The following is a 16,328-nucleotide window of genomic DNA, read 5'->3' on the forward strand; positions in this document are numbered from 1 at the left end:
CTGTTGATCATTCTAGCAATCGGGAAGGAGGACGTAAATAATGTGGTCATTTAAACCGTTTTGATCGATTAAGTGAATTAAATTCAATAAAATTATGAATAGGAAGAGGGGGAAGTAACAGGACATCAGAGTTGGGCGGTTTATGCATCCCTCCGCTGTCGCCGATAGATACGCTCCGGTCTGCCGACGGTTCCGTACACCTGATCGTGGTGCGCGTCGCCACTTTCCACTAAATACTCCAGATACCTTCTGGCTGTAGAACGGCTCATACCCAGCTCAATTCCCACTGTACCTGTAGTCACCTCACCCCGTCGATTCAGGAGATCTAGCACTTTGTCGCAAGTTACTTTATCGATGCCTTTGGCCCATAATTCTCCGACTCCGTTCCCCGCCATCCGACCGGTGCCCGCGCTTTGAAGCAAACTGTCAATTTCAGATTGTTCGACTGTGGATTGTTCCTCTTGCCATGTTGTGATTTGTCGCCGAAACCGGGCATATTCCTCCAAGGTCGCACGCAATCTCTCGAATATAAGCGGCTTTACGATAAAATCAAACACGCCTGCTCGAACGGCTTGTACCACTGTTTCAGCTTCTTTGGCGGCAGTCAGCATAATAACATCTGTACCCGGATAGTGTTGCTTGATGAACGATAGCAGGGTTAGACCATCTGTGTCGGGAAAATAAACATCCAGCACGACTAGAGGAGGACGGAGCACGTCCAGTTGAAGTTTTGCCTCAAATTCGTTCGTGGCGATTGCACATACGGTGAACCCGTCTACCTTTTCAATAAATCGACGGTTAATCTCCGCAATTCGCGGATCGTCTTCAATAATAAGAACCTCAATGTCCGATAAAACCCGCTCATTCATGGGCATAACCTCCTTTTGCATCATTATTCATATCTGTCCTATGTAAGGGAATGTATACCTCAAAAATACTTCCACCACCAGGCCGTTCATACACTTCAATAGAGCCGCCCATTCGTTCAGTGTACTCCAGCACGAGAGCAAGGCCATATCCATGTCCTGCTTCTGCTTTGGTCGAAGCTCCCCTGACAAACAGCTTTTCTTGGATATCGTCCGAAATTCCCGATCCGTTATCCGCAACTTCGACGATGATGGCTTCAGTCGTTTCTTCAAGCCGGAACCAGACCTGTCCGTCAGAGATGGAGGACATCGCAACAGCTTCCATGGCATTGTCCAGCAGGTTTCCGGCTATGGAAGCGAGAAAGGACCACTCCAACGTAGGAGACTGGGTTGAGAATGCTCCTTTAATATCAAAATGGAGTAAAACCCCTTTTTCCAGCGCCTGTTTCTTCTTACCGATCAGTAGGCTGGCGATGATTGAATCGGTTAGGAGAGCTGTGCCAATCGGCCTGTGTACACGATATTCCTCTGATTCCTGGGTGATAAAGTCCACCGCTTCGTCATAACACTCCAACTGAATCAGGCCGGATATGAGATACAGCCGATTGGCGTATTCGTGTGTTTGTGATCGAAGTACTTCCGCGTAATCTTTGACCTCTGTCAACTGTTGTGTCATGTGGAGCAGTTCGGTCTTGTCACGCAGACTGGCAACCGTGCCCATGATGCGACCGGAACGATCCTGGATCGGCACACGGCTGACGACTACAATTCGCTGCTGGACCTCAATTTCCTTATTCCATATGTCCTGTCCCTGATCTGGCCCCATCGTTGAATGCTCTACTGTGTAATCGGCAACAAGCATATCAACCAGTACATCTGGAACACCTGTCAAGTGACGAAGGTCGCATCCGTAGATAGAGGTTTCCGCGGGGAGTCCGATCAAGCGAGCTGCCTGTGGATTGGCAAGTGTGATTTGTCCGTTACTATTAACCGCGATAATTCCTTCGCCGATGGACTCAATAATGGCTTGCTTTTCCTGGTACAACCGTCCGATCTCCACTGGCTCCAGTCCATGCAGTGCGCGTCGAACCCGTTGCGCTATAACCAGGCTTCCCAATATGCCGATCATCAGCGCGCCCACCATAAACCAGAGCCATGCATATGTGTATGTACGAATATTTTGCTGCACATCTGTCATTAAAAAACCTACAGAGACGAGCCCGATGGCCTTACCTTGCGTATCATAAACGGCTGTTTTGGCGCGTATTGACGGTCCGAGAGAACCCGTCGATTCAGTGATAAAGGACTGCCCTTGCAGTACCTTATCATTCATGGGGTCTATCATAGGCGTGCCGATGCGCTCCGGGTTTACATGCCACTGTCGAATGAGATGACGATCAGCAATAGTAATAAAATCAGCGCCGCTGCTGGCTTGGACAGGCTTTATGACCTCGTTGATACGCGAACGCAATTGCGTCGTCTCAGTCTGCTCCAGAGCGTCTCTGACCTGCGCATCTACGGCGAGGGTATTGGCGACGGTGAGCGCCCTTTCTCCGATTTCATCATATAGAGCGGAGGTGATCATATATCGAAAGGATAATCCCAACAGCCCGGTAACTACCAGTACTAAAAGAGATATAAATACCATTAGTTTTGTCTGAAAACGCACATGCCTTCACCGCCGTTAAACAAAATATAGGAGGAACGGATCAGCTGATCTTCTCCCCCATACGATCTATTTTACTGTATTACAGAAACGCCCGCACTTTTATTCTGTCGAAAGAATGGTCTATAATAGAAATAGTTACATAATACGAGGAGGAACATAATATGATTATTATTCATGCCGATATGAAAGTTTTACCTGAAAAAAGAGAGACTTTTCTGCAACAAACCCAAGGGCTGATCAGCGCATCCCAAGCTGAAGAAGGCAATGTACGTTACACGTTAATGCAGGATCTGAATGATCCCAACGCATTTACGATGGTTGAAGAGTGGAAAGATGCTGCTGCTGTAGATTTCCATAATAATTCTGCCCATTTCCAGGCATTTGTTGCCGCGGCTAAAGAATTGTTGGCTGCTCCACTTCAAGTGAATGCTTTTCAGGATGCAACTAAACTGTAATCATCCCGTTGAATAATTCATAATCAGGAACAGGAGGAATAGACATGGGGAACATTGCGGATACAACTGTACTGAATAACGGAGTTCAGATGCCTTGGCTCGGTTTCGGTACTTACAAGGCGGAAGGCAATGAGGTCTACGAAGCGGTCAAAACAGCTATTGAGGTCGGTTACCGTCACATTGATACAGCGGCGATCTACGGCAACGAGGAACTGGTTGGACAAGCCATTCGTGATAGTGGAGCGGCTAGAGAAAACCTGTTTGTAACTACCAAGCTATGGAATCAGGATCAAGGCTACGATTCAACACTGCGTGCCTTTGAGGAAAGCCGTAAGCGGCTGGGTCTGGATATCATTGATCTGTATCTCATTCATTGGCCTGGCAAGGATAAGTACAAGGAAACCTGGAAGGCATTCGAACGACTGTATGAAGAAGGAAGCGTACGCGCTATCGGAGTTAGTAACTTCCAAGTTCACCATCTCGAAGACCTCCTCAAAGACAGCAACATGGTTCCTGTCATCAACCAAGTGGAGCTTCACCCTCGTCTGACTCAACAAGAGCTGCATCAATACTGCCGGGAGCACCAGATTCAGCTTGAATCGTGGAGTCCGCTGATGAAGGGGAAATTAACCGAGCAAGCGGACATCGTTGAGATTGCTGCCAAATACGGTAAAACCTCTTCGCAGGTTATTTTGCGTTGGCATCTGGATCGGGGGATTGTGACGATTCCCAAATCTGTAACCGCGCATCGTATTCGCGAAAATGCTGATTTATTCGACTTTGAATTGACGGCTGAGGATATTGAACGAATCAATGGTCTTCATCTTGATGAGCGTGTAGGCACGCATCCCGATAAGCTGCTGTTCTAATATTAAGATTAAATGTACAAAGAACCTCCTAATTCTACGTTTACGTGGATTGGGAGGTTCCTTTTTTAGGTTCAGGTTTGGCTTTGTCTGCTTACTGGTTTAGCTTACGATACAACAAGAGAGAATAGAGTATGGGAGAGATGACGGATATGATCAGCATGGATAGAAAAATGACCGTTCCCGCCACTCCATCGACCCATGCCGCCACCAAACCCGAAGCACCACCGAGCATCATCATAGGTCCACCGAAACGGTGCGTTTTACGCCATACCTCGGGGTTAGACAGAGTCCACGGAGTGCGGATACCGAAGGTATAGTTCGGCTGCACCTGAGTCATATAATTACCCATCACCAGCAGCAGCAGGCCTATTACCCCCAAAATTATAGTATTCATTTGCAGTCGTATGTTCAGGTTATACAGCAGCATCCCCCATCCAGCTACAGCCAGAACCAAAGAAATACCTGCACGCGTAACTTCATAGGCTTTTGAAAATTTCTCATAATTAGCTCTGTTGGGGTCCATGTAGCGTGCCAATCGAATGACCAGCGGTACTAGACCCAACAGCACGAGCATGATAATAGAACCACTTTTGCTCATATACCCGTCTGCTGTATTGTCAAAGCCAAAATGCGAGGCTAGAACATTGGGAAGTCGGTCGTACAGCAATATAGCTCCTATCGCAGGTGATAAGGCAATCAAAGTCGTCAAAACATCTGTAAAGCTCCAATGTATTCGAAATTTCATTCAGATCCCTCCGTATCCTTGATATGATTCACATTTTTCTGGGCAGGGGTATCGGAGTGGGCGATGCTGAACATCCAACCGATGACATCCGCCACAACCGTTGTATGCAGGGTGTAGATAATGTTTTGCCCCTGTCGTTCATCCAGCACCAGCCCAGCCTGCTTCAGGATATTGAGATGGTGGGAGATGCTGGGCTTACTAATTTGAAAATGTTCAGCCACTTCACCTGCGCTCATACTTTTCTCCTTTAAAAGCTGTAAGATTGTACGCCGGGTCGGATCAGCCAAAGCTTTGAAGGCATCGTTCAAAATACATTTCCTCCTTTAGATATTTAGATAATATTCTAAATATCTAACATCATAGTAAAATAGAGCTATACTGCATGTCAATGGAACAAGACATCATTTTAGAAAAAAGATTTAGATCAGGCTAATTAGGTTTGTAAAAGGCAGCGAAGTTGGCTATAATTAATTTATACTAAAAATAAGAATCTTAATTTAAAGAAAAAATGAGGAGGAAATATAAATGAAACACGTATTTCGTAAAGGAAATCATCCGCAAGCCCCGGTTATTTTGCTGTTGCATGGTACAGGCGGGAACGAACAAGACCTGATACCTTTGGCCGAGATGGTAGCACCGGGAGCTTCTGTGTTAGGCGTGAGAGGAAATGTGCTGGAAAATGGGATGCCACGTTTCTTTCGCCGTTTGGCAGAAGGAGTGTTCGACATTGAGGATCTCGTATTTCGCACCAAAGAACTGAGCGAATTTGTGGACACAGCTGCAGAGCAATACGATTTTGATCGTAATAACGTGGTGGCTCTTGGCTATTCCAATGGTGCAAACATAGCCGCCAGCATGCTCTTTCACGATGCAAAAGCGTTACGTGGAGCTATTTTGCACCATGCAATGGTGCCGTTGCGTGGCCTGGATTTGCCAGCTTTGAATGGTATCCCTGTATTTTTGTCTTCCGGTGAGAATGATCCCATTGTTCCGATTTCGGAATCTCAGGAGCTGCAAGCATTATTGGAAGGGGCCGGAGCGCAGGTGGAAGCATATTGGGAACGCAATGGTCATCAATTGACTCGGACTGAAGCCGAAGCCGCAGGAAAGTGGTTTGGGGAGCATTTTAATGCATAAAATGATCCGATAGCGATCAAGCTACGGATTAGCGCTCTACTGAGCGACCCCATAATTAGGAGGCGACAAACGAATGGCAAAACCAGATAATCGAGCCGATAATGTTGAACATTTGCAACAAAGTATTCAGAACACACAGCAGAACCTGCATGAAGCTGAAGGATATCTAAACGAATTTTCCTCTGAAATCAGCAACGAGGAGCGTAAGCAGATCGAAGAAAAAAATAATCGTCGTAAAGAAAGTATTAGATCATTTCGGGAAGAAGTGAAGGACGAAGCAGCCCATTCCCAAGAGTAGTTAAAATAGCGAGGCCCAACTTCGAGTTTCAATTCGAGTGGGGCCTCTTTTTTATGCAAAAATCATCATAGCCTCATTCAATTCATTTTCCCCCTATAATGCAAAGGAGACGCTAATCTGCGTTGAAAATAAATATTTTATAAATAATGTTGTTGTAAACTAATTTGTGTTGATGTTAAATAATAAAAGAAAGCGCAATCATTTACGAATTAGGATTTCATCATGCGAAGGGGGAAGGATATGCTGCTGCGAAGAAAACGCATGGCTTTGATGCTTATGGCGGTGGTTTTGATGGCTGGACTGCTGCAAGGCTGTTCTTTCAAGACCGATGAAAAGGATGGGCCGGGAACAGAACTTGTATTATGGACGTTCAATGAACTGCATGAGAAGTTTTTTCTGCAAATGGCTGACCAATGGAACCAACAGCACCCTGATGAATTGATTAATTTGAAAGCGAATACATTTCCTTATGATAACCATCACAGTAAGCTGTCGATTGCGCTGCAATCGGGGGTGGGAGCGCCGGATATCGCGGATATCGAGGTGAACAAGATCGGTAATTTCCTCAAAGGCATACCGCAGCTGGTCCCGCTCAATCCGGTGATTGACCCCGAGATCAATAACATTGTGCCTTCCAGAGTACAGATTTACGGCAAAGACGGTAAATATTACGGCATTGACTTCCACGTTGGGGCCGAAGTGATGTACTACAATAAAGAGATTATGGACCAGGCGGGGGTAAACCCGGATTCCATCGTCACCTGGGCAGACTATGCTGCTGCAGGCAAGCAAGTACTGGCGAAAACAGGCAAGCCCATGGCGACCTTAGAAACGAATGACCTATGGAGCTATTGGCCGATGATCTCCCAGCAAAATTCAGATTTTCTGGATGACAAGGGCGAGTTGACGTTGGATAACGAAACCAATATTAAAACACTCGAGTTTCTTCAACAGATGATAAAAGACAAAATCGCTATTCCCGCACCGGGCGGCGGGCATCACATGGAGGAATACTACGGATTTATGAACAAAGGTGGGGCCGCTTCGGTATGGATGCCGATGTGGTATATGGGACGTTTTACGGATTACATGCCTGACCTAAAAGGTAAAATTATCATCAGACCCATGCCAGCGTGGGAAAAAGGTGGTTTTCGCTCAGCGGGTATGGGTGGAACCGGAACAGTAGTCACGAACCAATCAGAGCACCAGGATCTGGCGATGCGCTTTCTGGCCTTTGCCAAGCTATCCAAGCAAGGGAATGTGGAGATCTGGAAGCAGCTTGGTTTTGATCCCATCCGTAGTGAAGTGTGGACCATGCCGGAAGCCAAAGCCAAGAATAAATTTACGGAGTATTTCGGAACGAATATTTTTGACACGCTCATCGAAGTCAAAGATGAAATCAATGCGGTGCATATCGGTCCGAAAACGCCTGATATCGCCAGTGCTGTGCGCAATAAAATACTTTATCGGACACTACAGAATGGCGAAGATCCAGCCACGGTGCTACATGAGCTGGCAGATGAACTGAGATAGACCCCAACAGGAAAGGGAGTGAGATTCATGGCAACGCCCGTTCATACGAACGCTAATGTACCGACAGGTCAGCCGCCACAGCCTCAGCGTCCGACCAGAAGCCGATGGAGTCGCTTTATTCATTCCAGCCGTACGGCACCGTATGTGTTTGTCCTTCCATTTTTACTGTCCTTTGCGCTATTTTTTGCCTATCCGGTCATATCGACGGTCATTATGAGCTTTCAGGAAGTCCTGCCAGGGATAACAACTTATGTTGGACTGGAAAATTATAAGGACTTAATCAATCCTACGTTTGGAAAGGCGATATTGAATAGCGTCCTGTACACGCTCCTTACCCTGGTCGTGCTGATTCCTCTGCCGCTGGTATTGGCGGTATTGCTGAATTCGCCTAAAATGCCGGGCAGAGGGTTGTTTCGCTCCGTGATGTTTATCCCTGCACTAACCTCAGTGGTGGTAGCAGGAACGATCTTCCGCCTCATGTTCGGGGAATTGGATGGTTCGCTGATGAACTCCCTGTTGGGGGTATTCGGTCTGGAGCCTTACAAATGGCTAATGAACGCGAACACCGGCTTTTTAGCGTTGATCGTGCTGGCCTTGTGGAGATGGTTAGGCGTGAACATGCTGTATTACATGTCGGGACTCCAGAACATTCCTCCCGAGTTGTATGAGGCTGCGCAGATTGATGGAGCCAGTCGTTTCGATTCATTTTGGCGGATTACGATTCCTATGCTGAAACCGGTGACGATCTACGTATTTACGATTAGCATTTATGCGGGGTTATCCATGTTCACGGAGAGCTACATGCTGTGGAACGGAAATAACTCCCCGAACGATATTGGTTTAACGATTGTTGGCTATCTCTATCGCCAAGGTCTGGAGCAGAACAGTATGGGCTTTGGAGCTGCGGTAGGCATTGTATTGCTTGTATTTACACTCGTGCTGAACCTGATCCAGCTCAAATTTTTCGGCATGTTCCGGAAGGAGGATTAAGCGATGGCTCAGAAACAAAAAGGCTCGTTATCCGCATTGCTCGTTGTCCTGTTCATTCTGTTTGCCGGGTTTGCCCTGTTTCCGCTATTTGCCGTGACGCTTGCCTCGTTCAAGCCATCGACGGAGCTGCTGCGCTACGGCTTGAATCTTAAGCTGGAGTGGGGCATCATGTCCTTGAAAAACTATGCGTTCATCTTTCAGGGGACGACGGATTATTTTCAATGGTACTGGAACAGTATTGTTATTACCGTCTTGTTTACGGTGTTATGTCTGATATTGTCCGCGATGGTAGGCTACGGTCTGGAGATGTACCGTTTTAGATTGAAAAATGTGATTTTCACACTGGTGCTGGTCGTGATGATGATCCCGGTAGAAATTATCATGCTGCCGCTCTACAAGCTAATGATTGGCATGAAGCTGATTAATACAGTATGGGGCGTAATTCTACCCTTCGTCGTCGCGCCGATCCCGATCTTTTTCTTCCGTCAATATTTGAGTGGTGTTCCCAAGGACTTCATGGATGCTGCGCGGGTTGACGGCTGTTCAGAATATGGCATTTTCGTACGGATTATGATGCCTCTGATGGCGCCAGCATTTGCGGCAATGGCTATTTTGCAGGCGATGAACAGTTGGAATAACTTCCTGTGGCCGATGATTGTATTGCGTACCAATGACATGCTGACACTACCGATTGGTTTGTCCAGTCTGCTGACGCCGTATGGCAACAATTATGATGTGCTGATCGCGGGATCCGTTTTGGCTATTTTACCGATTCTCGTCGTGTTCCTGTTCTTCCAGCGTTATTTTATTGAAGGAATGACGGCAGGTGGAGTAAAAGGGTAATCGGAAAGGTATTAAATAGAGCAATGGAATACAAGAAATGTGCAACGTCAGAAAAGGCTGATCGGGCATTGTCCCGGTCTGCCTTTTTTTAGATTCGATTGATTTTCATTCTCATTTTCATGACTATCATCTGCACAAGCTATGGGTAAACGTGGTATGATATTTGAAAGATTTCAAATACAGTACTTTGCATAATTCGATTCCTAACGCTCAATAGTACAATATATAGACGAACTAAACCGTTTCGATCTGTATATTGCTGATTTGAAATCGCTCTTGGGATTTATGCAAAATGCTCAAATACAGAAATATTCAGGCGGAGCGTGGAGAACCTATGGAACCAACAGAAACCCAGAAAACTGACCCGACCATGGCGTCAACCGTTGGCATGGAGGATATTGTACGGGCGCATCATATGCTGCGTGAGGTGATTGTACGTACACCTTTACAGAGGGATGCCGTCCTATCGGCCAAATATAACTGTAATGTGTATCTGAAAAGAGAGGATCTCCAAGTCGTGCGGTCCTTTAAAATCCGTGGAGCTTACAACATGATCCGTAGCTTGACCCCTGAGCAAATGGAAAAAGGAATCGTGTGTGCGAGTGCGGGGAATCATGCGCAAGGTGTGGCTTTTTCATGTAATGCACTTGGTATCCGCGGTAAAATATTTATGCCGAGTACAACGCCTAATCAGAAGGTGAAGCAGGTTCGTCGCTTTGGCGGTAACAGTGTAGAGGTCATTCTGACCGGAGACACGTTTGATGATGCCTATGACGAGGCAATGAAGGTGTGCAGCGAGCAGGCAATGACCTTCATCCACCCGTTCGATCAGCCGAAAATTATTGCGGGCAATGGTACGATTGCAATGGAAGTGATGGAGAGCCTAGATGCACCTATGGACTATGTGTTCGTAACGATTGGCGGCGGCGGTTTGGCAGCAGGTGTAGGTACGTATGTTAAAACCGTGAGTCCGTCCACCAAGGTAATTGGCGTGGAACCCCTCGGCGCGGCGTCGATGACGGAAGCGATGCGTTTGCACAAGGTGGTTACACTGGATCAAATAGACAAGTTTGTTGACGGAGCTGCAGTGAAGCGTGTGGGTCAGCTGACATACGATATTTGTAAACATACTTTGGACGATATTGTGAAGGTACCGGAAGGCAAAGCATGTACCGCGATTCTGGAGCTGTATAATGAAAATGCGATTGTTGTGGAGCCTGCGGGTTCACTGCCTGTTGCAGCACTTGATTTGTATCGCGAGCAGATTCAAGGCAAAACGGTGGTCTGTATCGTCAGCGGTGGTAACAACGATATAGATCGTATGCAGGAGATTAAGGAACGGTCCCTCATTTACGAAGGACTGAAGCATTATTTTATGGTGAATTTCCCGCAAAGAGCTGGGGCACTGCGTGAGTTTCTACAGGATGTGCTTGGACCGGACGACGATATTACTAGGTTTGAATATACTAAAAAGAATGATAAGGAAAATGGACCCGCTCTGGTCGGCATTGAGCTGTTCCACAAGGAAGACTATCTTCCTTTAATTGAACGAATGAACCGCAAGGGGCTTAAATATACGGAACTAAACAAAAACGAAAATCTATTTAATATGTTAATTTGAAAAGGAGCCTACGGGCTCTTTTTTTTGTATCAGGATTTTGCAAAATCCTCGTATGTATATTGTTATGCGTAGTTTATGAATTTCTTTTTATTTGAAATAAAGCGTTTACAAAACTGAATGTGATAGGTTAATATATGGGTAACTTCATAAGTATAAACACTAATGTAATAGGTGTGTCACCTGAATTTCATTATAAGATACTCATTCGGAGGTGCGAAAGAATGTTGAAGGCATGGAAAAAATCAGTACAGAGTAAATTGACCCGAACGGCGTTTGCTGCCGTAACCTCGGCTGCTTTAATGCTGTCAGTGATGCCATCTGCATCCGCAGAGCATTGGGCGTTAACTGGCGATGTGGCAGTGCATGATCCGTCCATTACGAAGGAAGGCAACGCATGGTATATTTTCTCTACAGGGCAGGGGATACAGGTTCAAAGATCGGACGACGGACGCAATTTTTACAGATTGCCGCAAATATTTCTGTCGCCGCCATCATGGTGGAAAACGTATGTACCTAAGCAAAAGACTAACGATGTATGGGCACCGGATGCTCAAAAGTACAATGGACGGGTATGGCTGTACTATTCCATTTCTACTTTTGGTGCCCGGACCTCGGCTATCGGACTAGCTTCCGCAACGAGCATTGGCGCGGGGAGCTGGAGAGATGATGGACTAGTGCTGCGTACGACGGATGCTAACGATTATAATGCTATTGACCCGAATCTCGTCATTGACGCTTCCGGTAACCCGTGGCTTTCCTTTGGTTCATGGAATTCAGGCTTGAAAGTGACTCGACTGGATAAAAATACGATGAAGCCTACGGGCCAGATCTATTCTATCGCCAAGCGTACGGCTGGTGGTTTGGAAGCGCCGCATGTTACATACCGCGACGGCTATTATTATCTGTTTGCTTCCATTGATAACTGCTGCAAAGGCGTAGACAGTAATTATAAGATTATTTACGGTCGCTCTACTAGTATTACCGGACCGTATGTGGACAAGAGCGGCAAAAGCCTGATGGATGGCGGTGGAACGATACTGGATGCAGGGAATGACCGTTGGAAGGGACCGGGTGGACAATCTGTCTATAACAACAGTGTGATTGCACGTCATGCCTATGATGCCACTGATGGTGGAAATCCAAAGCTTCTGATTAGTGATTTGAAATGGGATTCGGCAGGCTGGCCTACGTACTAAAGAGAGGACCGTTTGGAGTCATTTGTGCAGTAAAATCATATAGATATATTCAAAAACTGTTCCTCCTAAGGGGAACAGTTTTTGGCTTGCAATGTCATAGAAACATGCTATTATGTATCAAGTTGATAATAATTATCATTATCGTTATAAGAGACGTGATGATTTTCAGGTATGGAGGGAGTGACCTCACCAAATGCAGTCCAAAGACAGCATGGACAAACATACAGCTCTGACAGAGAGGGCAGTTCCTGAAGTAGACATAACAGCACGTCCAGTGCTTCGAGCGGGTAGGGTTCGGCAGGCGTTGTTGTTCACAGCTTCGGCTGTATTGTTGGCTTTGGCCATATTCGCCGCCATTTCTCTCGGAGCCAAGGATTTGACCGTAAGCACCGTGTGGTCGGCAGTATTTCACTATGATCGTTCGCTAATGACCCATCAGATCATTCACGAGCTGAGATTACCGCGTGTACTCGGTGCAGCAGTTATTGGAGCTGCGCTGGCGGTGGCAGGCTCTCTGATTCAGGGTATTACACGCAACCCGCTGGGAGATACAGGTTTGCTGGGCATTAACGCAGGAGCGATGTTTGTAGTTGCAGTGAGTTTTGCCTTTTTCCCCAATCTACCTTATGGGACGTTAATAGTATTGTCGTTCCTTGGTGCGCTGATGAGTACCTTACTAGTATTTGGTCTGGGAGCATCTGCACCGGGAGGATTGACACCTATGAGATTGACGGTGTCTGGAGCTGTGACGGCTGCCTTGTTAGGTTCCATGACTTCGGGGATTGCGATTTATTTTGATCTAAGTCAGGATTTAGCCTTCTGGTATGCGGGTGGTGTAGCCGGGATTAAATGGTCGCAGCTTGAGATTCTTGCACCAATTTTGCTTATTGTGATCGTCTGGTCTATGGGGCTGGCACGTTCCATTTCGCTGATTTCGATGGGCGATGAGGTGGCGTTAAACCTTGGGTTGAATCTCAGGCGTATCCGGCTTTTGGGTCTGCTGATTGTAGTGGTACTGGCCGGCCTATCTGTATCGGCTGCCGGAGCCATCGGCTTTGTAGGTTTGGTTATCCCACATATCGCTCGCAAGCTAATCGGTGTGGATTATCGCCAGATCGTGCCGCTGTCTGCGTTATTGGGAGCCGTATTACTGGTGCTGGCAGATTTGGGAGCGAGAATGGCAAATCCGCCAGAGGAGCTAGCTATTGGGATTATGGTGTCTTTTATCGGAGTACCCTTTTTCCTCTTTCTCGCCCGTAAGGAAAGGAGGGATTTATAGTGAGTCGCTCTTTAGGGATTGGGGACACAAGAACGAAAAAGGCTTGGCTCGTTTGTTTGGTATTGGCGGGGATCAGCTTTGCTGTCCTTGTTTTGGGTTTGAATACCGGAACGATTCGTATTCCACCGCTACGTGTGCTGGATACGTTGTTTGGCGGTGGCAACGGACGTGATCATATCGTTCTGTTCGAATATCGTCTGCCACGTATTGCTGTAACGGTGCTAGCTGGAGCGGGACTAGGCGCAGCCGGGGCGGTCATGCAAGGCTTGTCACGGAACGCACTTGCTGATCCGGGAGTGCTCGGTCTTCATGCGGGGGCTGCGTTGGGACTGGTGATGTTCGTTAGCTTTTTTCGCGACCTGGACGGATCGGCTGCCGTTCTGATCCCCTTGTTTACCTTTGCAGGAGGTGTCATTGCGGCGGTGCTGATTGTTTTGTTGTCCTATAACCGCAACAGAGGAATCGTGCCCGTGCGTCTGATTTTGTCCGGCATCGGTGTAGCCTCGGGCCTTAGCGCCATAACGCTGTATTGGTCGTTGCGGCTGGATGAGGATACATACGCATTTACTGCACGTTGGTTGGCTGGCAGCGTTTGGGGCCGGGATTGGATACACGCAGCGGCTTTGTTGCCTTGGATAGTCATTGTATTACCCTACGTTCTGTCGCAGACGCGCAGTCTGAACAATCTGTCGTTGGGCGACGAGACCGCAGCTGGAATCGGCACAAATGTGAAGCGCCAGCGTCTATTACTGCTGGGCGCAGCCGTGGCTCTATCCAGTGCCAGCGTATCCATGGCTGGAGGCATCGGTTTTATTGGGCTGATTGCGCCTCATCTGGCTCGCCGTCTGGTTGGGCCGATGTACCAGCATTTGCTGCCAGTAGCCTGTTTGGTCGGGGTCGTTATTCTGGTCACCGCAGACACGATTGGGCGTTCGGTGTTTCAGCCGAATGCGATTCCCGCAGGTGTGGTGGTTGCTGTGGTAGGAGCTCCGTACTTTTTATTCCTGTTGTCCCGAACAAAATGACAGAAGGAATAGGTACATATGAAATCATATGATGCAAATGATGCAACCCGCTGAAATTAATAACTAAGCAGAAGCCTTCTATATTGATCATTATAATGTAGAGTTTCTGTAGTATAGGAGAGAGTAATCATGAGAAAGCACAAATTTGAGGGTTCAGATTTTAAACGTTCATGGGTAGTCACAACTCTTGTTGTATGCATGATCATGCTGTCCGCTTGCGGACAAGCAGCCGACAAACAGGCTACCGATACAAAAGCGGCTGGCAGTGCGCAGACAACCATTAGTGCGGATTCGCGTATTGCTTCGATGTCTATTCATTTGACGAACAACCTGCTGGCATTGGGCATTACTCCGGCTGGTTCGGTCATTGGTGGAGATGTGAAGGATTTTCTGCCCCATGTAAAAGATCGTCTTCAAAGTACCCGTAAGCTAGGTGTTGTCACAGACCCGGATATGGAAGCGGTATTGGAACTTCAACCTGATCATATTTTTTTGGACAAAAAATATTCGGGAACCGATGTGGCCAAGTTTGAAAAAATTGCGCCGACCGAAGTTTTTGATCTGGATGAAGGCACATGGAAGGATCAATTGAAAAAAATAGCTGCTATGGTCAAACATGAAGCACAGGCAGACGCATTTCTAAAAGATTATGATACACAGAAGGAACGAGTCAAAAAGCTGATTCATTCAAAAATTGGGGACGGAACGGTTATGGCTGTACGTGTGACGGCGAAAGAGGTTCGTGTTATGGGGATGAAGCGTCCCGTAGGACCGCTGTTGTATCAGGACTTGGGTTTGAAGCCAGCCAAGGGTGTAGAAAAGATCAACAAGGCTTATCAAGTTGTTTCCCAAGAGGTTTTACCGGATTATGATGCCGATGCGATCCTTGTTATCATCAGTAAAGGCGCGGATGCCCAAAAGGTATACAAACAGCTGGAAGGAAATACAGTATGGCAAGGTCTCAAAGCGGTGAAGCAAGGGCATGTCTACATGTTGGACGGACAGCCTTGGCTGGACTATTCCGCGATGGGACATAAAATTGCTCTGGATAATGCAGAACAACTATTTTCCAAATAAGTTTTAAAGTATATCAAGCCGTATTCCCCCATGCAGCTTCTTGCAGGCCAGGAATACGGCTTTTTGGCGCACGCTCAAGCTGTAAGTCGGTTGCCTGATCGAAATGAAAAGGAGCTGCTATGATCCAAAATGAGGCAGCTCCATATAATGAGAATTGCGGGCTATGAACGTTTTTTACGCAGAAAAATCGGTTTGAGTCCAATAAAGCCGATGGCGGCGAGAATTAAATTTACCCAAGGTGAGATCCTGAATACCGGCAGTACACTGCGCAGCGCTAGTCCGGCGACAAGAATCACGACAACTAACACAACATACATCAAGATGGATTTAAGATTCATCTGGGGCTTTACAGGGGCATGGTCTGGCTGTTGTGTCTCCTCGCCTTCTTCGGGACGGTCCATAAAATTCATCAGGGCTTCAACGAGTAGAATGGCTCCTGCGGCGATGATGATAAGGGTGGATAGGCTGATTTTTTCAAAGGGTTTGATATCCCCACCTGTAAAGGTGACAAACCATCCGATAATTGCCTGTGTCAAAAAAAACATAGACAAGGCAATCCATGCAATAAGCGTATAATTTTTTGCTTTATTCATTTCTTCCTCCTGCTTTATGAGCGTATCCCGAGCTGATGGAACCGCCATTTCGTAACAAAGACAGTATACGTGAGGAAGCGTCGGATGGCAAAAGACTTTATCTATAAAATGTATATTACCGCTGCATTCTCC

General features: G+C 46.9%; 17 protein-coding genes. 12 read left to right on the top strand and 5 right to left on the bottom strand.

Going from position 1 to position 16,328, the window contains the following annotated elements; translation table 11 throughout:
* Positions 1–140: 140 nt before the first annotated feature.
* Both MKY24_RS04265 and MKY24_RS04270 read right to left on the bottom strand, forming a co-directional pair.
* Positions 141–869, bottom strand: a complete 729-nt coding sequence (locus MKY24_RS04265; RefSeq protein ID WP_023987065.1) for a response regulator — start codon at positions 867–869, stop codon at positions 141–143.
* The gene (locus MKY24_RS04270; RefSeq protein WP_339201459.1) at positions 862–2,514 is read right to left on the bottom strand and encodes a sensor histidine kinase; all 1,653 of its coding nucleotides are present in this window, start codon (positions 2,512–2,514) and stop codon (positions 862–864) included. Before MKY24_RS04270 ends, MKY24_RS04265 begins: the two co-directional genes overlap by 8 nt.
* Positions 2,515–2,696: 182 nt before the next feature.
* Here MKY24_RS04270 and MKY24_RS04275 point away from each other — a divergent pair, with 182 nt between their 5' ends.
* Together MKY24_RS04275 and MKY24_RS04280 are read left to right on the top strand one after the other, a co-directional pair.
* A complete protein-coding gene (locus MKY24_RS04275) occupies positions 2,697–2,990 on the top strand; it encodes a putative quinol monooxygenase (protein WP_013308817.1) in 294 nt (97 codons plus the stop codon).
* 44 nt (positions 2,991–3,034) lie between these two features.
* Positions 3,035–3,859: an aldo/keto reductase gene (locus MKY24_RS04280; RefSeq protein WP_023987067.1), complete on the top strand. Its 825-nt coding sequence runs from the start codon at positions 3,035–3,037 to the stop codon at positions 3,857–3,859.
* Positions 3,860–3,950: 91 nt separating this feature from the next.
* On the opposite strand, the gene MKY24_RS04285 is transcribed toward MKY24_RS04280, so the two are convergent.
* Positions 3,951–4,604 carry an SdpI family protein gene (locus MKY24_RS04285; protein ID WP_053324658.1) on the bottom strand — a complete coding sequence of 218 codons (654 nt, stop codon included), beginning with the start codon at positions 4,602–4,604 and terminating at the stop codon, positions 3,951–3,953.
* Complete coding sequence (locus MKY24_RS04290; RefSeq protein ID WP_013308820.1) at positions 4,601–4,912, bottom strand: autorepressor SdpR family transcription factor; 312 nt, start codon at positions 4,910–4,912, stop codon at positions 4,601–4,603. The genes MKY24_RS04285 and MKY24_RS04290 overlap by 4 nt, the downstream gene beginning before the upstream one ends.
* A gap of 217 nt (positions 4,913–5,129) precedes the next feature.
* Here MKY24_RS04290 and MKY24_RS04295 point away from each other — a divergent pair, with 217 nt between their 5' ends.
* The 10 genes from MKY24_RS04295 to MKY24_RS04340 all read left to right on the top strand — a co-directional run bounded on the left by MKY24_RS04295 (position 5,130) and on the right by MKY24_RS04340 (position 15,603).
* Positions 5,130–5,741: an alpha/beta hydrolase gene (locus MKY24_RS04295; RefSeq protein WP_053324659.1), complete on the top strand. Its 612-nt coding sequence runs from the start codon at positions 5,130–5,132 to the stop codon at positions 5,739–5,741.
* Between the two features lie 73 nt (positions 5,742–5,814).
* The gene (tlp, locus tag MKY24_RS04300; protein ID WP_013308822.1) at positions 5,815–6,039 is read left to right on the top strand and encodes a small acid-soluble spore protein Tlp; all 225 of its coding nucleotides are present in this window, start codon (positions 5,815–5,817) and stop codon (positions 6,037–6,039) included.
* A 240-nt stretch (positions 6,040–6,279) separates the two neighbouring features.
* Positions 6,280–7,572 carry an ABC transporter substrate-binding protein gene (locus MKY24_RS04305; protein WP_023987070.1) on the top strand — a complete coding sequence of 431 codons (1,293 nt, stop codon included), beginning with the start codon at positions 6,280–6,282 and terminating at the stop codon, positions 7,570–7,572.
* 27 nt (positions 7,573–7,599) lie between these two features.
* Complete coding sequence (locus tag MKY24_RS04310; protein ID WP_023987071.1) at positions 7,600–8,562, top strand: sugar ABC transporter permease; 963 nt, start codon at positions 7,600–7,602, stop codon at positions 8,560–8,562.
* A gap of 3 nt (positions 8,563–8,565) precedes the next feature.
* Positions 8,566–9,405: a carbohydrate ABC transporter permease gene (locus MKY24_RS04315; RefSeq protein WP_023987072.1), complete on the top strand. Its 840-nt coding sequence runs from the start codon at positions 8,566–8,568 to the stop codon at positions 9,403–9,405.
* Between the two features lie 334 nt (positions 9,406–9,739).
* Positions 9,740–11,026 (top strand): threonine ammonia-lyase IlvA, encoded by a 1,287-nt coding sequence (gene ilvA / locus MKY24_RS04320; RefSeq protein WP_028541996.1) that lies wholly within the window; start codon positions 9,740–9,742, stop codon positions 11,024–11,026.
* A 221-nt stretch (positions 11,027–11,247) separates the two neighbouring features.
* Positions 11,248–12,222, top strand: coding sequence for a glycoside hydrolase family 43 protein (locus MKY24_RS04325; protein ID WP_013308827.1), 975 nt, complete (start codon positions 11,248–11,250; stop codon positions 12,220–12,222).
* A gap of 193 nt (positions 12,223–12,415) precedes the next feature.
* Positions 12,416–13,501, top strand: coding sequence for an iron ABC transporter permease (locus tag MKY24_RS04330; protein ID WP_339201460.1), 1,086 nt, complete (start codon positions 12,416–12,418; stop codon positions 13,499–13,501).
* Positions 13,501–14,526 carry an iron ABC transporter permease gene (locus MKY24_RS04335; RefSeq protein ID WP_068938547.1) on the top strand — a complete coding sequence of 342 codons (1,026 nt, stop codon included), beginning with the start codon at positions 13,501–13,503 and terminating at the stop codon, positions 14,524–14,526. Before MKY24_RS04330 ends, MKY24_RS04335 begins: the two co-directional genes overlap by 1 nt.
* A 129-nt stretch (positions 14,527–14,655) precedes the next feature.
* Entirely contained in the window at positions 14,656–15,603 is a 948-nt protein-coding gene (locus MKY24_RS04340; RefSeq protein ID WP_339201461.1) for an ABC transporter substrate-binding protein, read from the top strand.
* 161 nt (positions 15,604–15,764) lie between these two features.
* Here the strand turns inward: MKY24_RS04340 and MKY24_RS04345 are convergent, their stop codons facing one another.
* The gene (locus tag MKY24_RS04345; RefSeq protein ID WP_013308831.1) at positions 15,765–16,196 is read right to left on the bottom strand and encodes a hypothetical protein; all 432 of its coding nucleotides are present in this window, start codon (positions 16,194–16,196) and stop codon (positions 15,765–15,767) included.
* Positions 16,197–16,328: the final 132 nt, after the last annotated feature.

Source organism: Paenibacillus sp. FSL P2-0322 (genome assembly GCF_037975315.1).
GTDB lineage: Bacteria > Bacillota > Bacilli > Paenibacillales > Paenibacillaceae > Paenibacillus > Paenibacillus polymyxa_B.